General features: G+C 72.5%; 25 protein-coding genes, 4 tRNA genes and 1 pseudogene. 9 read left to right on the plus strand and 21 right to left on the minus strand.

Annotation, left to right across the window (positions count from 1 at the left end; all coding sequences use genetic code 11):
- Positions 1-8: 8 nt before the first annotated feature.
- From BLA60_RS37050 to BLA60_RS37095, 10 genes are read right to left on the minus strand one after another with little or no spacing between them, the layout of a single operon-like run.
- A complete protein-coding gene (locus tag BLA60_RS37050; protein WP_211288983.1) occupies positions 9-1,223 on the minus strand; it encodes a beta-ketoacyl-[acyl-carrier-protein] synthase family protein in 1,215 nt (404 codons plus the stop codon).
- Entirely contained in the window at positions 1,223-1,462 is a 240-nt protein-coding gene (locus BLA60_RS37055; RefSeq protein ID WP_075137752.1) for an acyl carrier protein, read from the minus strand. Before BLA60_RS37055 ends, BLA60_RS37050 begins: the two co-directional genes overlap by 1 nt.
- Positions 1,459-2,511: a beta-ketoacyl-ACP synthase 3 gene (locus BLA60_RS37060; protein WP_075137753.1), complete on the minus strand. Its 1,053-nt coding sequence runs from the start codon at positions 2,509-2,511 to the stop codon at positions 1,459-1,461. Before BLA60_RS37060 ends, BLA60_RS37055 begins: the two co-directional genes overlap by 4 nt.
- Positions 2,508-3,464: an AfsA-related hotdog domain-containing protein gene (locus BLA60_RS37065; protein ID WP_075137754.1), complete on the minus strand. Its 957-nt coding sequence runs from the start codon at positions 3,462-3,464 to the stop codon at positions 2,508-2,510. Before BLA60_RS37065 ends, BLA60_RS37060 begins: the two co-directional genes overlap by 4 nt.
- 9 nt (positions 3,465-3,473) lie before the next feature.
- Positions 3,474-4,604 carry a hypothetical protein gene (locus tag BLA60_RS37070; protein WP_075137755.1) on the minus strand — a complete coding sequence of 377 codons (1,131 nt, stop codon included), beginning with the start codon at positions 4,602-4,604 and terminating at the stop codon, positions 3,474-3,476.
- Positions 4,601-5,458 carry an HIT family protein gene (locus BLA60_RS37075; protein ID WP_075137756.1) on the minus strand — a complete coding sequence of 286 codons (858 nt, stop codon included), beginning with the start codon at positions 5,456-5,458 and terminating at the stop codon, positions 4,601-4,603. Before BLA60_RS37075 ends, BLA60_RS37070 begins: the two co-directional genes overlap by 4 nt.
- A gap of 18 nt (positions 5,459-5,476) precedes the next feature.
- Positions 5,477-6,115 carry a DUF6182 family protein gene (locus BLA60_RS37080; protein ID WP_075137757.1) on the minus strand — a complete coding sequence of 213 codons (639 nt, stop codon included), beginning with the start codon at positions 6,113-6,115 and terminating at the stop codon, positions 5,477-5,479.
- Positions 6,112-6,732 carry a hypothetical protein gene (locus BLA60_RS37085; protein WP_075137758.1) on the minus strand — a complete coding sequence of 207 codons (621 nt, stop codon included), beginning with the start codon at positions 6,730-6,732 and terminating at the stop codon, positions 6,112-6,114. Before BLA60_RS37085 ends, BLA60_RS37080 begins: the two co-directional genes overlap by 4 nt.
- Entirely contained in the window at positions 6,729-7,628 is a 900-nt protein-coding gene (locus BLA60_RS37090; RefSeq protein WP_075137759.1) for a UbiA prenyltransferase family protein, read from the minus strand. Before BLA60_RS37090 ends, BLA60_RS37085 begins: the two co-directional genes overlap by 4 nt.
- The gene (locus BLA60_RS37095; RefSeq protein WP_342744814.1) at positions 7,625-10,141 is read right to left on the minus strand and encodes a PEP/pyruvate-binding domain-containing protein; all 2,517 of its coding nucleotides are present in this window, start codon (positions 10,139-10,141) and stop codon (positions 7,625-7,627) included. Before BLA60_RS37095 ends, BLA60_RS37090 begins: the two co-directional genes overlap by 4 nt.
- Before the next feature lie 382 nt (positions 10,142-10,523).
- On the opposite strand from BLA60_RS37095, the gene BLA60_RS37100 reads away from it, so the two are divergent.
- Together BLA60_RS37100 and BLA60_RS42735 are read left to right on the plus strand one after the other, a co-directional pair.
- On the plus strand, positions 10,524-11,540 hold the full coding sequence (locus BLA60_RS37100; RefSeq protein ID WP_075137760.1) for an aldo/keto reductase: 1,017 nt from the start codon (positions 10,524-10,526) through the stop codon (positions 11,538-11,540).
- 1 nt (position 11,541) lies between these two features.
- Positions 11,542-13,185, plus strand: coding sequence for a methyltransferase (locus tag BLA60_RS42735; protein WP_084735907.1), 1,644 nt, complete (start codon positions 11,542-11,544; stop codon positions 13,183-13,185).
- Positions 13,186-13,195: 10 nt separating this feature from the next.
- On the opposite strand, the gene BLA60_RS37115 is transcribed toward BLA60_RS42735, so the two are convergent.
- Genes BLA60_RS37115 through BLA60_RS37125 form a run of 3 tightly spaced genes read right to left on the minus strand, consistent with a single transcriptional unit; the run spans position 13,196 to position 15,432 of the window.
- Positions 13,196-13,516 carry a GntR family transcriptional regulator gene (locus BLA60_RS37115; protein ID WP_425427128.1) on the minus strand — a complete coding sequence of 107 codons (321 nt, stop codon included), beginning with the start codon at positions 13,514-13,516 and terminating at the stop codon, positions 13,196-13,198.
- A gap of 39 nt (positions 13,517-13,555) precedes the next feature.
- The gene (locus BLA60_RS37120; protein WP_154814858.1) at positions 13,556-14,479 is read right to left on the minus strand and encodes a hypothetical protein; all 924 of its coding nucleotides are present in this window, start codon (positions 14,477-14,479) and stop codon (positions 13,556-13,558) included.
- A gap of 50 nt (positions 14,480-14,529) precedes the next feature.
- Positions 14,530-15,432, minus strand: a complete 903-nt coding sequence (locus BLA60_RS37125) for an alpha/beta fold hydrolase (protein ID WP_245812425.1) — start codon at positions 15,430-15,432, stop codon at positions 14,530-14,532.
- A 147-nt stretch (positions 15,433-15,579) separates the two neighbouring features.
- Here BLA60_RS37125 and BLA60_RS37130 point away from each other — a divergent pair, with 147 nt between their 5' ends.
- Together BLA60_RS37130 and BLA60_RS37135 are read left to right on the plus strand one after the other, a co-directional pair.
- A complete protein-coding gene (locus BLA60_RS37130; protein WP_075137764.1) occupies positions 15,580-16,713 on the plus strand; it encodes a sensor histidine kinase in 1,134 nt (377 codons plus the stop codon).
- Positions 16,710-17,369: a response regulator gene (locus BLA60_RS37135; RefSeq protein ID WP_075137765.1), complete on the plus strand. Its 660-nt coding sequence runs from the start codon at positions 16,710-16,712 to the stop codon at positions 17,367-17,369. The genes BLA60_RS37130 and BLA60_RS37135 overlap by 4 nt, the downstream gene beginning before the upstream one ends.
- A 1-nt stretch (position 17,370) precedes the next feature.
- On the opposite strand, the gene BLA60_RS37140 is transcribed toward BLA60_RS37135, so the two are convergent.
- The 5 genes from BLA60_RS37140 to BLA60_RS37160 form a co-directional block, all read right to left on the minus strand.
- Complete coding sequence (locus BLA60_RS37140) at positions 17,371-17,793, minus strand: cytidine deaminase (RefSeq protein ID WP_075137766.1); 423 nt, start codon at positions 17,791-17,793, stop codon at positions 17,371-17,373.
- A 16-nt stretch (positions 17,794-17,809) separates the two neighbouring features.
- Positions 17,810-17,885, minus strand: a tRNA-Leu gene (locus BLA60_RS37145).
- A 71-nt stretch (positions 17,886-17,956) separates the two neighbouring features.
- Positions 17,957-18,030: transfer RNA gene (locus BLA60_RS37150), tRNA-Arg, on the minus strand.
- A 26-nt stretch (positions 18,031-18,056) separates the two neighbouring features.
- Positions 18,057-18,128, minus strand: a tRNA-Glu gene (locus BLA60_RS37155).
- A 16-nt stretch (positions 18,129-18,144) separates the two neighbouring features.
- Positions 18,145-18,218 (minus strand) — tRNA-Arg (locus BLA60_RS37160).
- 382 nt (positions 18,219-18,600) lie between these two features.
- Between BLA60_RS37160 and BLA60_RS37165 the strand changes: the two genes are divergently transcribed.
- The 3 genes from BLA60_RS37165 (at position 18,601) to BLA60_RS37175 (ending at position 22,165) form a co-directional block, all read left to right on the plus strand.
- Positions 18,601-19,764, plus strand: a complete 1,164-nt coding sequence (locus BLA60_RS37165; protein ID WP_084735908.1) for a M23 family metallopeptidase — start codon at positions 18,601-18,603, stop codon at positions 19,762-19,764.
- Positions 19,765-19,912: 148 nt separating this feature from the next.
- On the plus strand, positions 19,913-21,070 hold the full coding sequence (locus tag BLA60_RS37170; RefSeq protein WP_075137767.1) for an endonuclease: 1,158 nt from the start codon (positions 19,913-19,915) through the stop codon (positions 21,068-21,070).
- A gap of 54 nt (positions 21,071-21,124) precedes the next feature.
- Entirely contained in the window at positions 21,125-22,165 is a 1,041-nt protein-coding gene (locus tag BLA60_RS37175; protein ID WP_245812427.1) for a C40 family peptidase, read from the plus strand.
- On the opposite strand, the gene BLA60_RS37180 is transcribed toward BLA60_RS37175, so the two are convergent.
- The 3 genes from BLA60_RS37180 to BLA60_RS37190 form a co-directional block, all read right to left on the minus strand.
- Complete coding sequence (locus BLA60_RS37180; RefSeq protein WP_075137769.1) at positions 22,162-22,731, minus strand: vitamin K epoxide reductase family protein; 570 nt, start codon at positions 22,729-22,731, stop codon at positions 22,162-22,164. The genes BLA60_RS37175 and BLA60_RS37180 overlap by 4 nt on opposite strands.
- A 313-nt stretch (positions 22,732-23,044) precedes the next feature.
- Complete coding sequence (locus BLA60_RS37185) at positions 23,045-23,725, minus strand: DsbA family protein (RefSeq protein WP_342744815.1); 681 nt, start codon at positions 23,723-23,725, stop codon at positions 23,045-23,047.
- A gap of 114 nt (positions 23,726-23,839) precedes the next feature.
- Complete coding sequence (locus tag BLA60_RS37190; protein WP_075137771.1) at positions 23,840-24,202, minus strand: hypothetical protein; 363 nt, start codon at positions 24,200-24,202, stop codon at positions 23,840-23,842.
- A gap of 65 nt (positions 24,203-24,267) precedes the next feature.
- On the opposite strand from BLA60_RS37190, the gene BLA60_RS37195 reads away from it, so the two are divergent.
- Together BLA60_RS37195 and BLA60_RS37200 are read left to right on the plus strand one after the other, a co-directional pair.
- Positions 24,268-24,633 carry a BlaI/MecI/CopY family transcriptional regulator gene (locus tag BLA60_RS37195; RefSeq protein ID WP_075137772.1) on the plus strand — a complete coding sequence of 122 codons (366 nt, stop codon included), beginning with the start codon at positions 24,268-24,270 and terminating at the stop codon, positions 24,631-24,633.
- A pseudogene (locus BLA60_RS37200) lies at positions 24,630-25,004 on the plus strand (M56 family metallopeptidase); the annotation flags it as partial. The gene BLA60_RS37195 and the pseudogene BLA60_RS37200, both read left to right, overlap by 4 nt.

Raw genomic sequence — 25,004 nt, forward strand, 5'->3', positions numbered from 1 at the left:
CTAGGGTTTCAGGCTGCTGTCAGTACCAGGGCGGCGTTGTGCCCGCCGAAGCCCATCGACGTCGACACCGCCACGCGCAACGCCGCCGGGCGGGCGGTGCCGTGCACGACGTCGAGGTCGATCCCGGGTTCCAGGCGGGTCAGGTTGGCGGTCGGCGGGACCGAGCCGTGTTCGATGGCCAGGGCGGTGTAGGCGGCCTCGACCGCACCGGCGGCGGCCAGCGGGTGCCCGGTGACGCCCTTGGTGGAGGTCACCAGCGCGCGGTCGCCGAGGACCCGGCGCAGCACCCGGCCCTCGATGACGTCACCGATCGGGGTGGAGGTGCCGTGCGCGTTGACGTGGTCGACCGCCGCGCCGTCGAGACCGGCGTCGGCCAGCGCCGCGCGCAGGGCCTGTTCGAGGCCCTCGCCGCCGGGCGCGGGGGCGGTGGGGTGGTGGGCGTCGGTGGCCGCGCCGTACCCGTCGACCATGGCGTGCGCCCGCGCGCCCCTGGCCAGCGCGTCGGCCGGGCGTTCGAGCACCAGCACCCCGGCGCCCTCGCCCGGCACGAACCCGTCGCGGTCGACGTCGAACGGGCGGGAGGCGCCGGCCGGGTCACCGGCCCGGGACAGCGCGCCCATCCTGGCCAGCCCGCTGATCGCCAGCGGGGTCAGCGCGGCCTCCGCGCCGCCGGCGATGACGACGTCACACACGTCGTGGCGCAACAGGTCACGGGCCACGCCGATGGCGGTGGCGCCGGAGGCGCACGCGGTGGCGGTGACCTGGCTGGGCCCCTTGGCGCCGAGGTCCAGCGCGACCTGGGCGGCGACCATGTTGGCCATGTACCGGGGCACCAGCAGCGGGGACACCTTGCGCGGCCCGCCGTCGAGCAGCGCGCTGTGGCTGGCCTCGATGGACGCGACGCCGCCCAGCGAGTTGCCCAGCACCACCCCGACCCTCGGGCCGTCCCAGTGGGCGGGGTCCAGGCCGGCGTCAGCCACCGCCTGTCGGGCGGCGACCACCGCCAGCTGGGTGAACCGGTCGAGGCCCCGGGCGGCGAACCCGCCGATCAGGACGTCGGCGTCGAAGCCGGGGACCCGGCAGCTGAACTCGACCGGGCAGCCGCGCAGCGACTCGTCGGGCGTCGCACAGGACTCGCCGGACCAGACCCGGTCACGGTTGGCGTCCAGGCCGATGCCGGCCGGAGTCACCAGGCCGAGCCCGGTGATCGCGACCCGGTACATCAGGGCGACACGCCCTTGGCCAGCAGTAACTCGGCGGCCTCGGCGACCGACATGGCGTCGGTCAGCTCCCCGTCGCCGAGCTCCACGCCGAACTCGTTGTCCAGCGACAGCGACAGCTCGACGATCACCAGGGAGTCGAAACCGAGGTCGCGCAGCGTCGCGCCGGCACCGAGGTCCTCCGCCCGGACCTTGAAGTCCTCCACCAGGATCTTGGTGATCCGGTCCTCGACAGCGGTCATGTCCGTCCTCCTTGGTCAGGCGTGTCGTAGCTGGGTAACGGGAGGTCCGGCCAGACCAGCGCGGCCGACCCCCAGGTGAGCCCACCGCCGAACCCGGCGAGGACCACCCGGTCGCCGGGGCGCAGCCGCCCGGTGGCCGCCCCGGCGGCCATCGCCAGCGGCACCGACGCGGCGACCGTGTTGCCGACCTCGGCGATGTTGCTGACGAACCGGTCGGCCGGCACCCGCAGTCCCCGGGCGACGGCCGCGAGGATGCGCGCGTTGGCCTGGTGGAGCACGAACCGGTCGACCCCGGCGACGCCCCAGCCGAGGTCCTCGGCGGTGTGCCGCACCGCCCCCGACATCCGGGTGACCGCGCGGGCGAACACCGGCCGGCCGCGCATCCGGAAGTAGGTGTCCTCCTCCTTGACCGGCAGGCCGGTGGAACGCTGGCGGGACCCGCCACCGGGGATCTCGATCAGTTCGCGGTCGGCGCCGTCGCTGCCGAGCAGGAACCCGCCCAGCGCACCCGGTTCGCCGGCCGTCCCGGCGCGCAGCAGGACCGCGCCGGCGCCGTCGCCGAACACGGCGCGGGTGGTCAGGTCGTCCGGGTCGAGCACGGTGGTGAACGCGTCGGCGCCGATGACCAGGACGCTGTCGGTGATCCGCGCGGCGATCAGCCCGGCGGCCGTGGCCAGCGCGTAGACGAACCCGGTGCACACCGCGCCGACGTCGAACGCGCCGACCGGGCCGAGGTCCAGCCGGGCGGCGACGTCCGGGGCGGTCGCCGGGCTGAGCCGGTCGGGCGTGTTGGTGGCCAGCACGACGGTGCCGGCGGCCCGCACCCCGGCCGAGTCCAGCGCGCGCCGCCCGGCGGTCACCGCCAGGTCGCTGGTGGCCTCGCCCGGCGCGACGACGTGCCGGGAGCGGATGCCGGTGCGGCTGCTGATCCACCCGGCGTCCACCGAGGTGGTCCCCGGCCGGTCGGCCCACCAGGACACCAGTTCCTCGTTGGGCACGGCGGTCGCCGGCAGGCAGGCGCCGATCCCGGCCAGGACCGCCGCGGTCACCGGGAGTCCCCTCTCCGGCCCATGACCAGGGTGGCGTGCGCGAGTTCCCGGCCCTGCTGGCGGAACGCGACGTCGACGGCGGTACCGGCAGGGGTGGCGACCAGCTCGACCGGCGCGGTCAGCTCGGCGTAGGTGTCGAACGTGGACTCCTGGGCGACCAGTTCGGTGTGCTCGGGGGCCCGCCCGGACCACTCGGCGGTGGCCAGCGCCGCGAGCTGGCGGGCGCCTTCGAGCAGCACCATGGCCGGCACGTGGTCCTGCGGGTGGTCGAACAGGCTGCGGTTCTCGGTGGCCACCCGCAGCCGCGCGGTGACCTCGTCGCGGGCAGCGGCGACGTCGAGCAGCAGCACGTCGGTGGCCCGGCGCCGGCCGACGGCGCCCGGCCGGACCGGTGTCCCGGCGGTGGGCGGCAGGTCCTGCGTGGACACCGGGGGGCCGTCGTTGGCGCGGGCGCGCACCACCCGGAACGCGGCGGCGCTGAGGTAGCCCACCGACATCGCCACGTGGCCCACGCGCTGGCCATCGGACCACAGCTCCACGTCCAGGTCCAGGCCGCGCAGCCGGTCGCGCACGGCCCGGCGGTTGGCGGTGGTCGCGGTCAGCAGCAGCTCGGCCTCGCCGTAGCCGTGCGGGAACCGGCCGAACTCCGCGTTCCAGTGCCGCAGCACGAAGTGCGCGTCCGACTCGGCGCCGAACATGGTGTGTGCGGCGAACGTCTCGGCCTGGCGGACGCACTCCAGCAGCAGCAGCGGGTCGCGGTGGCGGCTGGGCCCGGTGTGCGCGCCGTAGTGCTGGTGCCAGGCCGGCAGCAGCGCGGCGGCGACGAAGGTGGCCGGGCCGGTGCGCACGGCGTCGGTCAGGAACGCCTCGCTGGTGTGCCGCCGGTGGATCAGGGCGTGGTCGACGGTCGCGGTGTAGGTCAGCTCCGGCAGGCCGTGGGCCATCGTGGACATGCGATCACCTCACGCGGCGGTGTCGAGCGACACGCGTCCGGTCGGGCCGGCCAGCACGTCGAGCAGGGTGGCCAGCAGGTCGGGGTCGGTGTCCCGGCCGAGCACGGTGGCCGCCAGCCGGAACGGGTCCACATAGGACGATCGGCCGGCCAGCGGGGCCAGCGACACCCGCTCGCCGGGACGGGCCTGGTCGAGGAGCCCGGCCGCGCGGCGCACCCACCGCCGGAACCGGTCATGGGTGAACGACGCGCCGGCCGTCCGCCCCAGTCCGGCCAGCAGGTAGAGCCGGTAGCCCAGCGCGAACGCCGCCTCGCCGTACTCGTCGGCGAATCCGTGCGCGAGCGCGCCGACCGTGTAGCCGCGCCAGTCGCCGTGGCGCGCCGAGCGGACGCTGCCATTGAGCGGCACCCGCGCGAACTCCAGCCGCGACACCCCCACGCCGAACGCGCCGAGCACGTGCGCCACCGTGCGGTAGTCGGCCCGCAGCTCCGGGTCGTGCGCCAGCACCACGTGGTCGTGGCCGGCCAGCAGCGGCACCAGCTCGCACAGCGTGGTCACCAGGTAGTTGGCGTGCCCGTCGGCGCCCACGACCATCCGCAGCGGCAGGCCGGCCGAGGTGGCGTCCAGGTACACCGGCGCGCCGAAGGACCGGCCGTCGATCGCCAGGTGCCGCACCGCCAGCTCGTCGACCAGGTCGTCGACCGCCATCGGCGCCGGACCGGTGCGACCGAAGGACGGGTCACGCATCCCCAGCGTGCGGTAGTGGCGGGCCCACAGGTCCAGCAGCCGGACGCTGACCGGGTGCGCCCAGCCCTCCGCCGCCCGCGCCACCACCGGGGCCAGCGCCGCGTTGGACACCGGCTCGCCCCGCTGGAACTCGGTGTACAGCTCGCCGATCCGCTCCTCCGAGCACGCCGGGGCGTCCAGGCCGGGGTGGACCCGGTCGAGGTACTCCCAGAACCCGGCGACCTGGCGGCTGCCGGCGTGCGCCAGCGGCGTGTACACGTGGGTGACCTCGGCGAAGGTCGCGGTCGCCCGGTGCAGCATGTCCATCGGCAGCAGCACCTTCAGGTGCGAGGGGGTCAGTGGTTTGGTCGGGCTGACGGTCACCGGGGCCAGCAGCACCCTCGGCCGGCTCACCGCCCCTCCTCCGCCAGCTCCAGCGCCGCCCGGATCTTCGCGACGACCGACTCCGCCTCGGAAACACTGCAATAGCCCGGATTCCCGATGAACGTCCGTCCACTCGGGACCTCACCGATCCTGGGCACCAGCCAGACGTGGAAGTGCGGCGCGCCCTCCATGCAGGAGAACACGTGCACCCTCGGCGCGCCGGTCGCCTCGCGCACCGGCCCGACGAACCGGCGGATCAGCCGGCCGATCGAGCGCGACTCCTCGTCGTCGAGGTCGGACCAGTCCAGGAAGTGCCGGTGCGACTCGATGAGCAGCGTCCCCGCCGGCCAGAACGGCGTCGGCCCGTGGCCCACCCGCCACACGCCGTCGTCGAGCAGGTGCCCGCCGGGCGGGGTGGGGTAGCCGGCGTGTGCGGGCAGCGTCGTGCCCTCGTACTTGACGCAGATGTGGCAGTGCGGCTCGCTGGGCGTGAACGCCTCCAGCAGGCGGCTGAACGGGTCCCGGAACGCGGTCAGCGGCTCCAGGCCGGCGTGGCGGGTGTACCACTCGTCGAGCGCGGCGGCCGAGGCCACCGGGTCGGGCGTGCGCGCCGGCTCCACCGCGCCGAACCGCTCGCGGGCGTCGTCGGCTCCCAGACCGGTGACCGCGCCGACCTCGTCCCACGAACCGCCGCGTTCCCGCACGTGCGCGACGATCGACTCCCGCACCGCCGGGATCTCGGTGTTCAGCAGCGCCCACAGGCGCCGCGCCAACCCCTCGTCCTCGGCGGCGACCGCCACCCGCAACGCCTCGGACAGGTCGCGCAGACGCTCCGACATGGACAGTCGGGCCAGGTCGGCGCCGGAGAAGCTCGTCGGGTCCACGTGCTGGTCCTTCCTCGATCAGGCGGCGGTCAGCCAGGTGTAGGGGTAGGGGTCGGCATCGGCGCCGGGGCCGGGGCCGGGCAGGACCCTGGCGTGCACGGGCTGGCGCACCGAGGCGATGGTCGGCTCGTGGCGCACCCGCACCCTGGCGTAGGGCGGCAGCCGGCCCAGCAGCACGGCCTCGGCCAGCGTGTGGTGCACGTGCACCAGGTAGTCGGCCAGCGTCAGCCCCGCGACCGCGACCCGCAGCAGGTACGGGGCGCCGGTGCCCGGCACGTCCCGCTCGGCCGGCAGGTCGCCGGTGACCGGCTTGAGCAGCCGGCTCAACCCCGGCAGCCGCCCGGACGGATAGGGCCCCAGCCACGCGGTGCTCCCCCCTGGCGCGACGAACCGGGGCCGGTTGCGTTCCGGCAGGTTGGCCGGATCGCCGAACAGGAACCGGGTCCTGGTCCACGACCGCCGCCAGGCCCCGGCCTCCTGCTCGTCCAGGGAGGCGGCGAACGCGCACGCCCCGCGCACCAGCCCGGCGACGTCGGGCGAGCGCAGCAGCACCAGCACCGTGCTCTCCACCGCGTCACGGTCGGGTTCGGCGTCCGGGCGGCCGGTCACCCACTCGGCGCGCTCGGCCAGCAGCCCGGTCAGCAGCGCCCTGGTCACGACACCGCTCCCACCGCGGCGACGACCTTCGCCAGCACCGCCTCCGGCGGCTCGGTGCCGTCCACGACGGTCACCGGGAGGTCACCGATCTCGGCGAACATCCGTTCCCGGAGATCGTGCTGGAAGCGGGTGAACGACTCCTCGGTGGCCTCGGCGCCGTAGTGCTCGAACACGCTGGCCAGCGCGCCGTCGCCGGCCCGCGCCCAGGTCACCGCCGGCGGCACGTCCAGGTACACCACGCCCTCCGGGCGGGGGAACGAGCGCCAGTGGTCGAAGGTCGGCTCGTGGGTCACGCCCCGCAGCGCACACGCGGCCATCGGCTTGTAGTAGTAGGAGTCGATGACGACCGGCCCTGGGCCGGCCTGCCTGGCCAGCGCGTCACGCTGGTGCAGGATCACCGGGTGCATCACCGAGAGCACCAGCTCGTGGGTGTAGCGGGTGCCGGCGAAGGGCAGCGCGTCGGGAATCCACAGGCCGCGCACCTTCGACACCAGCGCGCGTTCGCCGAGGAACTCGTCGTCGTGGGACACCACCGTCACCCCGGCGGCGCGCAACCCGGCCAGCGCCGAGGACTTGCCGGCGAAGTCCGGCCCGAGCAACGTCCAGAACGGGGTCATCCGAACGCTCCCTTCGTGAGCAGGCCGACGGCGAGGAAACTCGTGTACATGGCGGGGATGTAGGCCAGCGTCGGCATCAGCGGCCAGCGGATCGCGCCCCGGGCGAACCGGGCGACCGACACCGCCGGCAGCACCAGCGGCACCAGCACCAGCCAGCCCCAGCCCAGGCCCGGCCGCCACGGCTCGATCACCACCAGCACGACGGTCGTGGCGGCGACCGCGGCGGCCAGCGCGGCCAGCGACGTGCCGGACGGTCCGAGCACGGTGACGTAGGTCCGCTCCCCCGGCTTCGGGCGGCGGGTCGCCTTGCGGCCGAACTCCAGGCACATCGCGCCGACGGTCACCGCCAGCACCGCGACGATGCCGGGGGCGCTGGGCCCGAGGCCCTCCGCGCGCAGGAAACCCGAATACACGTAGAGGCTCAGCAGGGTCTGGATCGGCAGGTTCACCGCCACCTGAAGTCCGAGGCGGTCGGGGTGCGGCCAGCCGGCGAACCGGTCGATGGCGATCACCGCGCCGGTGTAGGCCATCTGCACGGCCAGCATCACCAGCGCGGTCCCGCGCCAGGAGTTGAGCGCCAGCAGCGCCACGCTGCCCAGGACGACCATGGTCAGCAGGTCACGTTCGCTGACCAGGCCGGCCGGCAGCGGGCGGCCCGGGTTGTGCTCGCGGTCGTAGTCCAGGTCGCGGATGTCGTCGAGGCCGCGCATCAGCAGCATCGCCAGCACCACGGTGACGACCGTGATCACCAGTTCGGTGTCCGGGCGCCACGCGGTCACCGTGCCGGTGACGCTGGCGAACAGCGCGGTCAGGCCCAACGCCCAGGAGATCGTGTACGGCAGCTGGATCGCCGGCCGGTAGGCGAGGCGCACGTAGCCGGCCCATCTGCGGATCATGAGTCACCATCCAGGATGCGGACGGTGCCGGCGGCACCGTCGACCTCGACCACGGCCCCGTCGGGGATGCGGGTGGTCGCCTCCGGCAGCGCGACGACCGTCGGGATGCCGAGCAGCCGGCCGGTGATCGCGGTGTGGGAGAGCAACGTTCCCCGCTCGACCACGAGCGCCTTGGCCGACATCATCAGGAACAGCCAGCCCGGGTCGGTGGCGCGGGCGACCAGGATCCTGTCCCTGGTCTCGTCGGCGGTGACCGTCGGTTCGAGCACGACCATCGCCCGCCCGCGCACGGTCCCCGCGCACGAGGCCAACCCGACCAGTTCGGCCGGCCCCTGCCCGCCGCCGGCCGTGGCCGGCTCGGGGACCGCGGTCTCCAGTGCCACGGTCAGCGGCTGGTCGCCGCCGGTGGCGATGCGCGGCGGGAACGTGCGGTCGGCCTCGATCCAGCCGGCCCGCTCCGCGCCCCGCACGGCCGCCAGCGACCGCAGGTCCGCGCCGGCGACGGTGCCGTCGAACGCGCCGAGGACCTCCTCGACGGTCAGGTCGAGCACGTCCCTCGGGTGGTCCAGCCGCCCGGCGGCGACCAGGTGCTCGCCCAGGCGCAGCAGCATGGCCCGCAGGTCGCCGAACAGCTGGCTGCGGCAGAAGCGGGTGTCCTCCCGCACCCGCAGCAGGGTGCGCATCGCGGTGAACAGCACCCGCAGCACCGCGCGGCGCGGCGGCTGGCGCACGTGGCGGCGCAGTTCGCGCCGGGCGTCGCGGTTGACCCGGTCGCCGGTGGCGGTGATGTCGGCGACGGTCTGGCCCTGGCGCAGGTAGGCGCGCACGGCGTGCAGGACCGTCCACGGTTCCTCGCGCGGGGTGAGCGCCTCCAGCTTGAGGTCGGCCAGGCCCCGGTCGCCGTAGCGGCGCAGGTGTTCGCGCAGCGCGTCGGCGAACGCGGTGCCGTGCCGGCCGGCGGTCAGCTCGGCCCACAGCAGACGCGGGTCGGTGTCGGACAGGATGGCCGCGCGCAGCGCCGGGGACCGGCCGGCGAGCGTGGCGAGGTCGACCGCCGAGTGCAGGGCCAGCGCCGAACGGTTGGGGCGTCCGCCGCTGAGCATCCCGTTGAGCACGCTGCGGTCGGCGCCGGGCGCCCAGCGGCGCAGCAGCGCGCCGACCGCCCAGGTCGCGGTGAACAGGAACACGCCGTTGGCGAGGGTGAGCCCCCAGCGGCGGCCGACTTCAGTCCACAGTGCACGGTAGGTGGCGACCACCTCGGCCGGGCCGGCGGCGCTGACGTCGGTGGTGGCGTGGAACTCGTCCCACCAGCGCAGGAAGTCACGCACGCGGCGGGGGTGGGCCAGCGCCCGGCCGGCGATCTCGGTGAGGTGCACGACCCGGGCGAGCCGGCCGACGGGCTTGCGTTCACGGCCGGCGACGCCCAGCGCCTCCTCCCACGTCGACCACAGTGGACGGAAGCAGCGCATCAGGCCGTGCAGGTGGTACCAGTTGTCGATGGCGTAGTAGATGTGGCCGTCGAGGTAGCCGACCATGCGGCGCAAACGTTCGCGGTTGCGCCGGATCTGGCTGGCCGGTACACCCATCCGGCGGTAGAGGTCGGTGAAGCCGACCTCGAACAGCTCCCGACCGAGCGAGTAGGTCAGCGCACAGCTCACCCCGGGGAAGCTCTCGGTGATGTTGTTGTTGTCCCACAGGTGAACCGGCGCCTCGGGCGGGGCGGCGACGATCGGCCGCGCCTGTACCAGGTGGACGGTGCCGTCGGGGTCGATGGCGCCCTCGATGTCCTGCGGGCCGCCGAAGTGGTCCTCGACGCGGGCGGTGAGCGCGGCGATCTCGCGGACCTCCCGGTCGGACAGCGCCGGCCGGTCGGCGAGCGCCGGGTCGACCGGGACACGGACCGGTCCGGCCGCCGGGCGGTCCGGATCACGACCCAGCGCACGGGTCTTGACCTCGACGCGGGCCTCGATCGCGCCGGTGGCGTGGTCGACGAAGAAGTGGTCGATGTCGGCCTTCTCGGCCACGATGCCCTCGCCGATGCCGTAGGCGGCGGCGATCACGCAGCGGTCCGACCCGTCGCGCGGGTCCCGGGTGAACGCCACGAAGGACCTGGTGGCGGGCACCATCCGCTGCACGCCGACGGCCACCCGCGCGGCGAACGGGTCCAGGCCCCGGTGTTCGCGGTAGAGCACGGCCTCGGCGTTGAAGCCCGACGCCCAGCAGTCGGCGACCCGGTCGGCGACCTCCTCGCGGCGGACGTAGAGGAAACTGTCGCTCAGGCCGGCGAACGGGTCCTGCGCGGAGTCCTCTCCGGACTCGCCGGAACCGTTGGGCACCACACAGGCGCGGACGGCGACCAGCCCCGACGGGCCGGCGATCTCGTCGAACCGTTCGGCGAGGGTTCGGCGCAGCGAGTCGGGCACGCCGGCTTCGCGGATCCGGTCCCGCAGCAGCTGCGCGCGCTGCGGCGCCGGGCCGTTCTCGGTGGTGTCATCGGATACCAGCGGGGCCACTACCTGGTCGAACAGTGACACCGGGACGCAGACCAGCCGGGGAATCGGAAAACCGGCTGAGGCGAGCGCCGCCTGGCGCGCGAACTTGTGACCAGAAACCGACGGGTCGGCAATTGACCAACCGTCGGTTAAGAGCGGGTCGGAGTCGGTGTTCGGCATTGCTGAGCCCCCGGAATCTCCTGCGGCTGCGTTGGTTCGGGACAGTCTGGCACGCAGTGTCGGAGGGACCGTTCTCTCAACGTGCTGCCTCCCCAGGTCGGGGCTCCACCCTGGACGGTTCTTTCTGCGTGCGGTCTCCCGCATTCCTTATTGAACGGACCGAATTCCTGCAGCAGGGTCTCAGCAGGCGAAATGACCCTCGGTAAAAGGATTGGACTGCGACGTGACGAACACCGAGACGGCATTACCGGTGACCACACTCGGCGCGACCGGCCCGCTGGTCGGCACGCAGGGCCTGGGCTGCATGGGGATGAGCGAGTTCTACGGCCCGAGCGACGAGGCCGACTGCCGGGCCACCCTGGACCGGGCGGCGGAGCTGGGGGTGACCCTGTTCGACACGGCGGACAACTACGGCCACGGCCACAACGAGCGGCTGCTGGGCCCGTTCGCGCGGGCCAACCGGGACCGGGTGCTGGTGTCCACGAAGTTCGGCCTGGTGCGACGGGAGGACGACCCGCACTACCGGGGGATCGACAACTCGGTGGCGCACCTGCGCGCGTCGGTCGAGGGCAGCCTGCGCCGCCTGGGAACCGAGGCGGTCGACGTCCACTTCGCGCACCGGATCGACCCCGGGGTGCCCATCGAGGACACCGTCGGCGCGATGGCCGGGCTGGTGACCGAGGGGAAGGTCCGCCACCTGGGACTGTGCGAGGTGTCCGGTGAGCAGCTGCGGGCGGCACACGCGGTGCACCCGATCGCGGCCGTGCAGTCGGAGTGGTCCCTGTTCTCCCGCGAGGTGGAGGCCGACGTGGTGGGGGTCGCCGCCGAGCTGGGGGTGGCGCTGATGCCGTTCTGCCCGCTGGGGCGCGGTTTCCTGACCGGCGCGTTCACCACCGCCGACGAGCTGTCGGCCGATGACTTCCGTCGCCACATGCCCCGCTTCACGGGGAGCAACGCCACGCACAACGCGCACCTGCTCCAACCACTGCACCAGATCGCCGCCACGCGCGGGATCACGCCAGGTCAGGTGGCCCTGGCCTGGGTTCACGGCCGCGCGGCCGCGCACGGCCTACCGGTGGTCCCGATCCCCGGTACCCGCCGCCGGTCCCGCCTGGCCGAGAACGTGGCGGCGGCGTCGCTCACCCTCACCGCGCCCGAACAGACCGCCCTCGACGGCCTGGCCGCGCAGGTGGCCGGCCACCGTCTGGCCGGCCTGTCCTTCGCCCCGGACAGGATCTGAGATGGCGAGCTCACCGGCGGCGGTGGCGACCGCGTTCCTGGCCGCCTTCGCGAGGCGGGACGTGGACGGCGCCGTGGCGCTGGTGGCCGAGGACGCGGTGTGGCAGGTGGACGGCGCGGCGGCGGTGCCGAGCACCGGTCTGCTGTGCGGTCCCGACCGGATCCGGGAGTGGATCAACTGTTTCCCCTCCGCTTTCCGCTCCCAGGGCTTCCGCTCGGAGCCTCCCGTGGAGCACGGCCCCGAGGCACTGATCCACGGCTGGTTCGCCTACACGATCCTGACGACCGGTCGCCAGGTGGAAAGCGACTTCACCATGCGCTTCACAGTCCACAACGGACTGATCCACCGCTACCAGATCTACGAGGACTCCCTGGCGCTGGCCCTGGCCTTCGAGGCGGACCTGTCGGTGTCCCGCATCCGCCTCAACGGCACCGTCTACACCTACGACGAGACCTCCGACGGCCCGTTGGTCCTGGAACTCCCCCAGGGCCGCACCCTGTCGTTCGCCATCCCGCCGCTGCCCGCGGACACGGTGGCGCACGACCTGGCGCTCCTGATCCGGGAACGCGGCTGGGCCCCCGTCCGCCTCAGGTCCCACGGCGCGGGCACAGCCGTGACCTCGGCGCTACGAACCCATCACCCCGCCCTGTGTTCCCCGCCCGAGCTGGACGCCGTGCTCCGCCCCAAGATCATGGGCTTCATCGTCTCCCAGGCCATCTTCGCCGTCACGAAACTGGGTGTGGTGGAAGCGCTGCGCGCCGCCCCGGCCACCGCCCATTCCCTGGCCGCCCGCACCGGCACCGACGCCGACGCCCTGGCCCGCTTCCTGCGCCTACTGGCCACCGAAGGGCTGCTCACCGAGGACCGGGACGGAGTGTTCGCCCTGACCGACCTGGGCACCCTCCTGGCCTCCGACGGCTCCCTGCACCACCTGGCGACCAACCTCTCGGACGAGGTCTACCGGGCCTGGTCGGCCGCCAGCCACTCCCTGAGAACAGGAAAACCCGCCTTCGACGAGGTCTTCGGCGACTCGTGGTTCGGCTGGCTGGCCAACCGCCCGGCCGAGTCCGAAGCGTTCAACACCACCCAGGCCGCCCTGGTCACGCAACGCGCCCACGCTCTGCTGTCCCGCGACTGGTCCGACGTCAACACGGTGGTGGACATCGGCGGTGGCAACGGCACCCTGATCACCGCCCTGCTCAGGGCCAACCCCCACCTCCAGGGCACCCTGTTCGACCAACCCCAGGTAGTGGCGCAAGCCGCGTTCCCTCCCGACACGGCCCCCCGCTGCACAGCGGTACCCGGCGACTTCTTCACCTCGCCCCTCCCCCCGGCCCAGGACCGCTACCTGATCTCCCAGATCCTCCACGACTGGCCGGACGAGGCCGCGGGGCGAATCCTGTCCAACATCCGAGAAGCCATGCGCCCCAACGCCCGCCTCCTGATCCTCGACCAGGTACTGCCCGACACCACCACCCAGCCCCACCCGGGCAGACTCCTGGACCTGAACATGCTGATTCTGCTGGGCGGCCGCGAACGCTCCACATCAGACTGGACGTCCCTGCTGACGACGTCGGGCTTCACCCTCACCCACATCACCCCCGGCCCACGCTCGTCCCTGATCGAGGCAGCTCCCACCCTCTGACGCGACAACCTCAACGAACCCGAGCGGCCCGAATCATCCCCACGAGCTCCTCGTCGCTCACCGACATCCGGTCAGCACGCTCCACCAGCTCCCGGATCAACACCGCCAACCCCGCCCGATCGGCCGACACGTCCCCCCGCACCACCGCCCCCCGACTCCGCCGCAGATCGATCAACCCCTCGTCCCGCAACTGCTGGTACCCGGCCAACACCGTATGGATACTCACCCCCAACGACCCCGCCAGCTCCCGCGCCGGCGGCAACCGATCACCCGCCCCGACCTCCGACTCCGCCACGGCGCGCCGCACGCACGCCGCGATCTGCCCACTCAACGGAACGTCCTTCGACGGATCCACCCGGAACAGCACGGTTCACCGCGCTCGAAGTCCGTTGACCACCGAAGCGGCGGTCTGGGCGTCGTCCACGGTCACCACGAACCGTCGCCCTGATGGCCGGGTCAGTACCAGCGCCGCCCCGCGTCGCAGCACGAGTCCGCTGGCTCCGGGAACGATCCGGTAGCCCCAGCCGCCGAACTCGCTCGGCGCCACCGTTTCGGCCGAGGCCGTCTCGATCTCCGCGAGTCCGATGACCTTCCGGGGCCACCGCAACGCGGTGAACGTCACCGTCACGCCTCGCCGGTCGACGATCACCGACGCCCTGGACAGCAACGCCACCGCGACCCCGGCGAGGATCACCGACCCACCGGCGACCCAGCCGAACCCCCAGCCGACCAGCGGCCCGGCGACCAGCAACACCAGCCCCAGCCCGGTCATCCACGGCGCACTGACCGGCCGTGACCAGCTCACCTGCTCGCCGGCCGCGATCGGCATCACCGGTCCCTGTTCGGCCGGTGGCGCCGTCGCGCTCGCGCGGACAAGCAGTGCCGCCAGGCCGCCGAGCACGACGGCGGCCCCCACGGCGGACAGCAGGTAGGTCAGGGAGATCGACGTCGCCTGCCCGTCGAGGTTGCTGGCGACCACTCCGAACAGGATGACTCCCAGGAAACCCGCCAGGGCGAGGGAGAACGCCACATGAACACGTGGCATGTCCCATGTGGACACTCGAACTCCCCACAGTGGGCTGTTGAGTATCCCCAGGGCGAGGGCGAGCACGAGCCCCAGTCCGAGCATGGCGACCAGCATCACCGGGCGGCTCATCCGGTCGCTGACCGACCCGTCGAACGCGAACCGGGTCGCCAGTTCCTCGGGCAGCCGGTCCCACGCCGCCACCATCAACACCGAGGCCGGCACCACCGCCAGCACCTGCGCACCACCGACCAGCAAAGCTCTACGCATCGCAACCTCCCCACTTGTTATGGAACAACTATAACAAGTGGGAGTAAGGCCTAGTCAACGGCCTCCGTCACCACCCGCTGCACCGCCCGCACCACCAGCTCGGGCTGGTCCTTGTAGATGTGGTGAGCACTGTCCGTAGCGATACTCAGGTTCCCGCGCGTCGACACCGCCACCCACGCCCGCTGCCCCGCCGCCCACGCCCGCTCCAGTTCCGGCCCGTACTCGGGAACCTCCGCCAGGTACTGCTGCCCGTGCTGGATGACCTCCACCGGAATGTCCCCCGCCGGCCGCACCGGGCCGTCGGCGATCACCAGCCGCTCGGGGTTCTCACCGCCGTACACGCCGATCGTCTCCGCGCGGATCTGCGCCCCGACCCCGGTCGCCGACTCGGGGATGGTGCTCGTCGCGTCCGCGACGGTCGTGGGTGTGGTGGCGTCCAACAGCACCAGACCGGCCACCCGGTCCTGGTGGTCGGGCGCGTACCGGGCGGCGATCAGCCCGCCGAGCGAGTGACCGGCCAGCACCACCGGACCGTCGCCGGCGACCTCGTCGATCACCGAGGTCAGCACGGTGCCGGCGTCCTCCATGGTCTGCTTGTCCGACGGCTGGTCGCTCGCCCCCTGCCCGAGACGGTCGTAGGAGCACGCCCGCCCGGACTCGCCGAGCGTGCCCTGGAGGTCGGCCAGCATCGTCAGGTCGTCGCCGAGCCCGGACAGCAGCAGCACGACCGGCCGCCCGTCGACCGGCTCACCGGAACACGACACGGCCACCGACTGCCCGTCCACCTCGACCGTCGACGGGGCCGCGGCGGCGGCCGAACTCGACGCGGCGGCGGCCGAACTCGACGGGGCGGCGGTGGAGCCGGGCGGTGCGGCGGCCTCCGGCGCCTCGTCACAGGCGGTCAGCAGGAAGCCGGCGATGACGCAGCTCACGACGGTGGTGCGGTACGGCACGAGGTTCTCCCCCAACATCGAACGAACAGGCGCCGGGAACGCTAGGGACCCGATCGGGGCCACGTCGTCACCATTCAGTGGACAGCTTCGTGTAGCTCGCTCGGGGGACACTCCGTCGACGACACCAGTCGCCGCTACGCTCTGTCCGTGTTCGATCTCCGACGGGTCACGAACGTGTGGCGGCGGTTGGACGTCACGGCCCGGGACACCCCGTTCGCTCTGGTGTTCGCCGCCGTGTCGCTGGGGGCGGACCTCGACACCTACGGAACCCAGGTCGGCGGGCTGCCGCACCGGCCGATGGACGCCGTCGCGGTCGTCGCGATCCTGCTCCAGTGCCTGCCGCTGGCCGTGCGACGACGCTGGCCTGCCGCGGGCCTGCCGCTGGTGGCGGCCGGTTTCGCCGTCGACCAGCTGTGCGGGTACCACACGCTCGCCGGCACCGCCCTGGCGATCGCGGTGCTCAGCGCGGGCGCGCACCTGGAACGACTGCGGCGCACCACCCTGGTCGCGGGCACCGTCGGCTACCTGCTGCTGGCGGTCGGCCTTGACCTGCGCGGCGGCACCGAGGGCATCGCCGGATACGTCACCTTCTACCTCGGGCTGTGCCTCGCGTGGGGCATCGGGTCGTGGCTGCGGCTGTCCCGGGCGGCCGAACAGGTCCGCCGCCGCCAGCTCGCCGAGACGACCAGGACCGCCGAACGCACCCGCATCGCCCGCGAGCTGCACGACGTGGTGACCCACCACGTGACGGCGATGGTGTTGCAGGCCGAGGCCGCGCGCTATCTGGACGCCGACCGTCTGGACCAGACCCTGACCTCGGTCGCCGAGACCGGCCGGCTGGCGATCACCGACCTGCGCCAGCTGCTGGACCTGCTCGACCCGGGGCCGGCGCCGGCGCTGGACGCGCTGCCCACCCTGGTCGACCGGACCCGGCTCGCCGGGCAGCCGGTGCGGTTCACCGAGGTCGGCGCGCCGACCGACACCGGCGAGGCGGCCGGGGTCACCGCCTACCGGGTCGTGCAGGAGGCACTGACCAACGCGTTGAAGTACGCCCACGGCAACAGCACCACCGTCCACGTGCGACACGGCGAGCGGGACATCACCGTCGAGGTCGGCACCGACGGCCCGCCGACCGCCGCCTCGGTGCCGGGCGGCAGCGGCCGTGGCCTGTCCGGCCTGCGCGAACGGGTCGACGTGCTGGGTGGGGAGTTCAGCTCCGAGCACCGCGACGGCGGCGGCTTCGTCGTCCGGGCCCGCATCCCGGCGGGAGGGCGTCGGTGAGCACGCCGCTGCGGGTGCTGGTCTGCGACGACCAGGCGCTGATCCGCACGGGCTTCGTGACGATCATCAACGCCCAACCGGACCTGACGGTCGTCGGCGAGTGCGCCGACGGGCGCGCGGGCGTCGACCACGCCACCCGGCTACGGCCCGACGTGGTGGTGATGGACGTCCGCATGCCGGTCCTCGACGGCATCGAGGCGACCCGGCGGTTGGCCGGTGCCGGCGTCGAACACCCGACACGGGTGCTGGTGGTGACCACGTTCAACCTGGACGAGTACGTCTACGAGGCGCTCCGTGCCGGGGCAAGCGGTTTCCTGCTCAAGGACACCCCGCCGGCCCAACTCCTGGCCGGCATCCGGACCGTGGCGTCCGGGGCGGCGCTGCTGGCCCCGGAGGTGACCCGTCAGCTCATCGGCCGCTACGCCGCCCGCATCCGCCCCAGCGACCGCCCGCCCGGCGAGATCCCCCTGGCGCCGCGCGAGCTGGAGGTGCTGCGACTGATCGCCGACGGCCTGTCCAACAGCGAGATCGCCGAGACCCTGGTGCTGAGCCACGAGACGGTGAAGACCTACGTGTCACGCATCCTCACCAAGCTGGGTCTGCGCGACCGTGTCCAGGCCGTCGTGCACGCCTACCGCCACGGACTGGCGAGCTGACTCAGACCGGCCAGGCGTCCTCGTCCGGGAACACCCGCCCGAACCAGTGCGGTTGCAGGTCACGCAGGCGCAGGGTCCGCCAGGTGCGCGGATCGGCGAGGTTCGGCACACCCACCTCGACCTCGGGTCCGTAGGCGAACAGCCGTTCCTGGCACACGCCGCAGGGGGCCAGGACCCAGTGCCCGTCCGGGGCGTTGATCACACACACCGAGGCCACGACGGGGACACCGAGCTTGTAGGCCTCACAGATCGCCCCGACCTCGTGGCACAGCTCGACAGCGGAGTTCGGCGCGGTGGGCCCGACACTGGTCAGCACCGTCCCGTCGGCCAACCGCATCGCGGCCGCGCCCGCCCCGTCCTCCGAGCCGAACCTGTTGCGCACCAGGGAGATCGCGGCGTCCACCAGTTCCACATCGACTGCCATGGACGGTGAGTGTAGGTGGTGCCCCCGCCAGGATTCGAACCTGGACTGAACGCGTTCTGAGCGCGTTGCCTCTCCCGTTGGGCTACGAGGGCGTGCGCGCCACCGCGGTGGCGCGCGTGACGTGCGCGGGGGTGGAACCCGCGCACGCCGTAGGACCGAACCGCACCCCCGCCAGGGTTCGAACCTGGTACCTCCGCGTTCGAAGCGCGGCGCTCTGTCCCGATGAGCTACGAGGGCCCGCACACCATCACCGGTGGTGCACGTAGCGCGTACGGGGATCGAACCCGCGTCACCGACTTGAGAGGCCGGTATCCGTTCCACTGGACCAACGCGCTGAAACAATGACCTCCGCACCCCCGCCAGGAATCGAACCTGGTACCTCCGCGTTCGTAGCGCGGCGCTCTGTCCTGATGAGCTACGGGGGCGGAACAGCCGATCCGGGTATCGATCCCGGTCCTTCGCCTTGAAAGGGCGACGACCTAGCCAGCAGTCGCATCGGCCCCGATTGTTTTTGGACGCAAGAAAAAGCCGCCCGGACCGAATTCGGCGGGCGGCTCCTGGTGACGGCTCACGTCACCAGGGCGCCCAGCGGGGAAGTTCTTCCAGGCAGGACCGGAGTCGCCGGCCTTCGCGCTCTCGCCTGGTGGTCATGACTTCCTCCGTGGTTGGCGTGTGTGCGTTCATCATTACCCAGGCGGGTGGCCGGCGTCAATCGAATTCGGGAAATTGCGTGCCGGGATTTCTTGGGCAACAACTCGCTTCGGTCGACGGGAGTCGTCGTAGTTTCGGGTGGACGGAGGTGACGGCATGGGCAGGATGACCCGATATCTGGCCGCGTTCGCGATCGTGGTGGCCGGCTCGACGACACCGGCGGCGACCGCCGAACCCACGACCCTGGTCGACCAGGTGACCCAGGTCGCCCGGGAGCGGGTGGCGGGACAGCCCGCCAGCCGCTGGCCGGACGCCGAGGTGCGGGTGCTGGACTCGACCGACCGGCAGGCGTACGGGACCGTCGTGCTGGTCGCGCCCCGGGAGGCCGGCGCGCTGCCCCGGGACTGGCTGTTCGTCGCCGAACGCACCCCGGGCGGGGGCTGGTCGGTGCGGCTCGACGGGCAACCGGGCTTCGCGGAGGCCGCGGGGCGGTCGGGAGTGCTCTCGGGGGCGGAGCGGACGGTCCTCGCGGCGCACGGGGGCGGCGCTGGGGCGGCGGTGGACGGTGACTACCGCACGGGAATGCGCTTGCCCTGGGCGGTCGGCCAGTCGTGGTCGGTGCTCGGTGGGCCGCACGCCTACGACGCCGGCAGCGGACCGTGGAGTTCGGTCGACCTCGCCGGTGGGGACCAGCGGGTGCTGGCCGTGCGCGACGGGCTGGCCTACACGCCGTGCGTCGGCATGGTCCGCGTGCTGCACCCCGACGGGTACGCCAGCCGCTACTACCACCTGTGGAACCACCTGTGGGCCGACGGGCAACCGGTGTCGGCCGGCACCCACCTCGGCGACACCGGGACCGAGACCGGCTGCGGCGGCGCGGCCAGCGCCCGGCACGTGCACTTCTCCCTGATGCACGACGGGAACTTCGTCGGCATCGCCCACCACATCATCGGCAAGTGGCTGTTCCGCAACGGTTCCGCGCAGTACGGCGGATCCGCGCTGCACGGCAGCCGTTCGGTTCCGGTCGGCGGCCAGCTGTACAACTACGGCGCGCTCGGCCGCACCCAGGGCATCGTGGACGCCTTCGGCGACGCCTCGGTGAACCGGCGGTCCGGTCCGGGGACCGGCTACCCGGTGGTCGGCACGGTGAGTGACGGCGGGACCGTCGACGTCGCCTGTTCGGCCGGCGGCACCAGTCACACCGGCCGGTGGGGCGCGACGAGCCTGTGGAACCGGCTCGCCGACGGCACCTGGGTCAGCGACGCCTACGTCTACACCGGCCTGTCCGGCCCGGTGAACGGCATGTGTCCAGGTCGTTGACAGGTCGTTGACGTAGTCAAACGACGAACGGGTTCCCGTCTGCGAAGCGTTGTTGACTGCTCCATTCGGGCGCTTCTTGGTGGAAAATTTCATGCGACTCTGAGCCTCAAAGTTCGGGGAAAAGGAGTCACTCGTGCGCACATCCCGCATGAGGCGATGGCCGTTGCTCGCGTCCGTGGTGGGCGTGGGACTGGTTGTCGCCAGCGCGTTGTCACCGTCCGCGACCGCGGCCGAGCCGTTGACCGTCGCGCAGGCCGTGAGCCAGCAGAGCGGCGCGTCCCAGACCGTCCGGGGCTACGTCGTCGGCCAGCCGGTCGCCACCAACACCGTTGTCACAACAGGGTTTCCGAACGACTACGCGATCGCCCTCGCGGACTCGCCGAGCACGACCAGCACCTCGGACATGATCTACGTCCAGGTGCCGTCGGCGTTCCGCGCGGACTACGGTCTCGCGTCGAACCCGGGCCTGATGGGCGACCGGCTCGACGTCACCGGCTCGCTCCAGGCGTACTTCAGCCACGCCGGGATCAAGTCGCCGACCGCGTTCGCCCCGGCCGACGGCACCCCGCCGGAGGAACCGGAAGAACCGGAGGAGCCGGGCGAACCGGACGACGACTACGACAGCACGTACTACAAGACCGCGATCGGCCTGACCGGTCCCGCGCTCAAGGACGAGCTGCACAAGATCATCAGCACCAACGACACGGTGTCCTACGACGAGGTCTGGGACGCCCTCCAGCTCACCGACGAGGACCCGGCCAACGCCAACAACGTGATCCTGCTGTACTCCGGCCGGTCACAGGCCAAGAGCGCCCACGGCGGGGACGCCAACGACTGGAACCGCGAGCACGTCTGGGCCAAGTCCCACGGTGACTTCGGCACCCGGGTCGGGCCGGGCACCGACGTCCACCACCTGCGCCCGACCGACACCACGGTCAACAGCACCCGGGGCAACAAGGACTTCGACAACGGCGGCGAGCCCGTCGACGAGGCTCCCGACTGCCGCACCGACAGCGACTCGTGGGAGCCTCGCGACGCGGTCAAGGGCGACGTGGCCCGGATGATCTTCTACATGGCCGTCCGCTACGAGGGCGGCGACGGCTTCGCGGATCTGGAACTCAACGATTCGGTCAACAACGGCTCCGCCCCGAACATGGGCCGGATGTCGGTGCTGCTCCAGTGGAACGACGCCGACCCGCCGGACGCCTTCGAGGAGCGTCGCAACCAGGTTATCTACGACCAGATCCAGCACAACCGCAACCCCTTCGTCGACCACCCGGAGTGGGCGAAGTCGATCTGGAACTGACCTACTAAGACAAATAGTAGACACGCCGGTCGCCGTTACCCTACGGTGACCGGCGTGTCCCGTCCTCGAACCACCGCCAGCGGCGCGCTGCTCGCCGTGACCCTGTTCGTCGCCGTGCCGCAGGCGACGGTGTCCGCCCAGCCGGGCGACGACCCGACCGACCCGATGGAGCGCTACGAGCGGCTCGGCGCCAGGGCCGCCCGGACCGAGGAGGACTTCTCCGAGGCCGAACGCGACCTCGCCGCCAGACGCACCGCGCGCGAACGGGCGACGGCCGCCCACCTCACCGCCCAGCAAGCGCTTTCCCGCGCCCAGCAGGCCCAGCGGCGTTTCCAGGGCGAGATCGACGAGTTCGCCTCGGCGTCGCTGCGCAACGGCCGCGTGGTCAGGTGGTCGGCGGTGTTCACCAGCGGCTCGGCCAGCGACTTCCTCGACCGGATGTCCGCGCTCGACCTGGTCGCCGCCGGCCAGGCCGACACCCTCGACCGGCTGAGCACCGTCACCACCGACGCCGACCGGGCACTCGCCGCCGCCAGCACCGCCCGCCGCGACGCCCACCGGGCCACCACCGCCGCCGAACGCGCGGTCGCCACCCTGCGCGAGCGCCGCGCGGACCTCGACGACCAGATCGCCGAGGTCCGCGCCGCGTTGGGCGCGCTCAGCGACGACGACCGCACCGCGCTGGGCACCGTGCGGGACGACGGGGTCTATCTCGGCCCGCCCGGCGCGGCCAACGACGCCATGCAGGCGGCGCTGGCCAAACGCGGCACGCCCTACCAGTGGGGCGCCACCGGCCCGGACGAGTTCGACTGCTCCGGCCTGACGTCGTGGGCCTACGCCCGCGCCGGCATCACCATCCCGCGCACCAGCCGCCAGCAGTTCACCGCCGTCCGCGCCGTCTCCCTCGACGCCCTCCAACCCGGCGACCTGCTGTTCTACGACGACGGCACCGGCGACCCGGCCACCATCCACCACGTCGCCCTGTACGTCGGCGACGGCCGCATGGTCGACGCGCCGACCGAGGGCCAGGTCGTCGACGTCAGAGACATCGAGGGCGACGGCCACCTGATGGGCGCCCGACGGATCGCTGGCTAGAGCAGAGTCATCCAGTAGGTCCAGAACGCCTCCAGCACCAGCAACGCGACCACCAGATACCAGACCGTCACGACCACCCCGTGGTAGCGGGAGAGCAGCGCGACCGCGCCGGCCGGCAGCGGCAGCCGGCGCTGCTGGAGGTTGTGCAGGGTCGTGTACCAGAAGACGGGGATCATCACCGCCCACACGACCATGCAGTACGGGCAGAGCGCGCCGATCTCGTAGAGGCTCTGCACCATGAGCCAGTGGGTGAACAGCACCCCGAGCGTCGTCCCCGCCTGCAGGCCGAGCCAGAACCAGCCCGGCAGCGACACGCCCGCCAGCAACACCACGCCGACCGTGGTGACCACGGCGAACCCGGCGATGCCCAGCAGCGGGTTGGGGAAGCCGAACACCTCGGCCTGCGGGGTGCGCATGATCGAGCCGCAGCTCAGTACCGGATTGAGGCTGCACGTCGGAACGTAGTCGGTGTCCCGCAGCAGAGCGATCTTCTCGACCGTCAGAACGAACGCGGCCAGCAGCCCGACAACCCCACCGGCCGCCAACACCCAGGCGGTGGCCCGCATCACCAACCCCCCGAGATTCGCGAACGCGAATCCCACCGCCGACCCGCATCGCGCCGGCCCTGGGGGACCCCTCTTTTCAGGTTACCGATCGCCACCGACAGTTCCGGGCGCGTGGAGATCGGGGGCTCCAAGGACGCGAAGGGCGCGGGCCTCACCTCCGCCGCCGACGGTTCCCGAGGCACGAAGACCAAGGGCCTAACCCCCACCGCCCACAGATCCCGAGACACCACGACCGAGAACTTCGCGGACGAGAAGGGCGCGGGGCCCACCACACCACCACCGGTACGTTCGGGTGGTGCGGAGGTCGGGGGCCTCACTGTGCCAGCTCCTTGTCGATGGCCGAGCGCAGGCCGTCATAGGTGGCCGGTTGGTTGAACTTGATGCCGTTGACGAAGAAGGTCGGTGTGCCGAGGACACCGAGGTCGAGGCCGTCCTGACGGTCCCGTAGTACCCGTTCGGCGGTGGCCGGGTCGTCGAGCGCGGCCTCGAACGCCGGGAGGTCGAGGCCGAGGTCGCGGGCGAAGCCGACGAAGGTCTCACGGTGGGACACCTGTTGGTCGCCCCACCGGGGTTGGGTGTCGAACATCGTGCGGTACATGGCCTCCAGTTGTCCCTGCTGGCCGGCGGCCTCGACGGCGCGGGCGGCGAGTTCGGCGTTCTGGTGGCTGGGCACCGGGAAGTAGCGCAGGACGAACGTCACCCGGTCGCCGTACTCGGCTCGCAGTCGCTCGACGTCGGGGTGGGCGGCGCCGCAGGCCTCGCATTCCAGGTCGAGGAACTCCACGACGGTCACCTTTCCCCCCGCCGGGGACAGCAGGTGGCTGTCGGGGCGGACCAGGATCTCGGCGGGAGCGGCGACCGGTGCGCCGTCAGCGACCTCGGCCGGGGCGTCCGGCTGGCCGATCTGGTTGAACAGGACGATCGCCCCGACCACGGCGAGCACCACGCCGACGATCACCAACGACACCTTCGTGTTGGAAGACAACGATTTCACCTCGTGAAGAAACGCGCGGTGGGGTCACCCAGTCCACAGTGGACACGACATGGGCCCGCGCGACACCCGCGCGTGTGCTGTGGAGGGAAGATCAGTTGAGGGAACCCTGAACTGTCACAGTCTGAGCACGCGGGGGCGGCCGGCACGCCTGGGCGCGACGGACGGCGACCAGGGCACGGCGACCGGCGCCGCGCCGACCGAACCCCCCGGCCGGCGCGCCACGACCACACCCACGAGGACCGCGATCAGCACGGTCAGGCACAGCTCGATGAGGCCCTGGTGATCAGCCGGAACCGGTGCGGGGGCGTCGGTGTGCGGCGCGGCGGCCAGGACCCGCTCGCAGGACTCGACACACGGCGCCGCGTCGGCGACCGGACCGTCGCACAGCGTGGTCTGCAGCAGGAGGATGCCGACGAGCAGCGCCAGGAACCCGACGAGGCGCGCTCGCCCGGTGCGTGTGCTTCCCCGGCCGGACACGGCGCCAGCGTAACCGCCGGTCCCATCACCTACGATCCGCCCTGGGAGTTCGGGAGGTGTGGTCCGTGCACGGTCTGGGAGACCTCGAAGCCGCGGTGATGGACGTCCTGTGGCGCGCCGAGGAGCCGGTGCGCGTCCGGGAGGTTCTCGACCGGCTGGACACCGGCCGGAAACTGGCCTACACCACCGTGATGACCGTGCTCGACAACCTGCACCGCAAGCGCTGGGTCGACCGCGAGCTCCAGGGCAAGGCCTACGTGTACCGGCCGGCGCTGCGCCGCGAGGAGGCGGCGGCGCGGGCACTGCGCGAGGTGCTGGACGCCTCCGGCGACCCGCGGGCCGTGCTGCTGCACTTCGTCGAGAACGTCTCCGACGAGGAGACCGACCTGATGCGCGCGGCGCTGCGCCGCAAGCGGATCCGGCGCCGATGACCTTCGCCGTCGCGCTGCTGCTCGGCGCGGCCGCCGCGAGCTGGCTGGTCCCCCGCCGCATGGAGCGCCTTGACCTGCGCCGGCGCGACCCGCTGCCGGTGATCGCCACCTGGCTGATGTCCTCGGTCGGGGTCCTGCTGGCGGCGGCGACCAGCGTCGCGCTGCTGCTCAACCCCGGTCACGAGCCGGGCGCGAGCCTGCTGACCGCCCTGCACCGCTGCTGGTCGGCGCTGCGGCACGGCTCCCCGCCCGGCGTCGAGGAGGTCGCCGGGCTGCTCGGCCTGGCGGCGCTGGCCGCGTTCACCGTCCGGCTGGCGGTGCTCGCCGCCCGGGGTCTGCGCCGGCGGGCGCGGGCCAGCGGCGAGCGGCGG

Origin of the sequence: Actinophytocola xinjiangensis, assembly GCF_001921215.1 — a bacterium.
GTDB lineage: Bacteria > Actinomycetota > Actinomycetes > Mycobacteriales > Pseudonocardiaceae > Actinophytocola > Actinophytocola xinjiangensis.

Excerpts from the sequence above, each read along its gene's own strand:
- BLA60_RS37050 (WP_211288983.1), bottom strand. The coding sequence starts at position 1,223 with ATGTACCGGGTCGCGATCACCGGGCTCGGCCTGGTGACTCCGGCCGGC.
- BLA60_RS37055 (WP_075137752.1), bottom strand. The coding sequence starts at position 1,462 with ATGACCGCTGTCGAGGACCGGATCACCAAGATCCTGGTGGAGGACTTC.
- BLA60_RS37065 (WP_075137754.1), bottom strand. The coding sequence starts at position 3,464 with ATGTCCACGATGGCCCACGGCCTGCCGGAGCTGACCTACACCGCGACC.
- BLA60_RS37085 (WP_075137758.1), bottom strand. The coding sequence starts at position 6,732 with ATGACCCCGTTCTGGACGTTGCTCGGGCCGGACTTCGCCGGCAAGTCC.
- BLA60_RS37090 (WP_075137759.1), bottom strand. The coding sequence starts at position 7,628 with ATGATCCGCAGATGGGCCGGCTACGTGCGCCTCGCCTACCGGCCGGCG.
- BLA60_RS42735 (WP_084735907.1), top strand. The coding sequence starts at position 11,542 with ATGGCGAGCTCACCGGCGGCGGTGGCGACCGCGTTCCTGGCCGCCTTC.
- BLA60_RS37120 (WP_154814858.1), bottom strand. The coding sequence starts at position 14,479 with ATGCGTAGAGCTTTGCTGGTCGGTGGTGCGCAGGTGCTGGCGGTGGTG.
- BLA60_RS37140 (WP_075137766.1), bottom strand. The coding sequence starts at position 17,793 with ATGGCAGTCGATGTGGAACTGGTGGACGCCGCGATCTCCCTGGTGCGC.
- BLA60_RS37165 (WP_084735908.1), top strand. The coding sequence starts at position 18,601 with ATGGGCAGGATGACCCGATATCTGGCCGCGTTCGCGATCGTGGTGGCC.
- BLA60_RS37170 (WP_075137767.1), top strand. The coding sequence starts at position 19,913 with ATGAGGCGATGGCCGTTGCTCGCGTCCGTGGTGGGCGTGGGACTGGTT.
- BLA60_RS37180 (WP_075137769.1), bottom strand. The coding sequence starts at position 22,731 with ATGCGGGCCACCGCCTGGGTGTTGGCGGCCGGTGGGGTTGTCGGGCTG.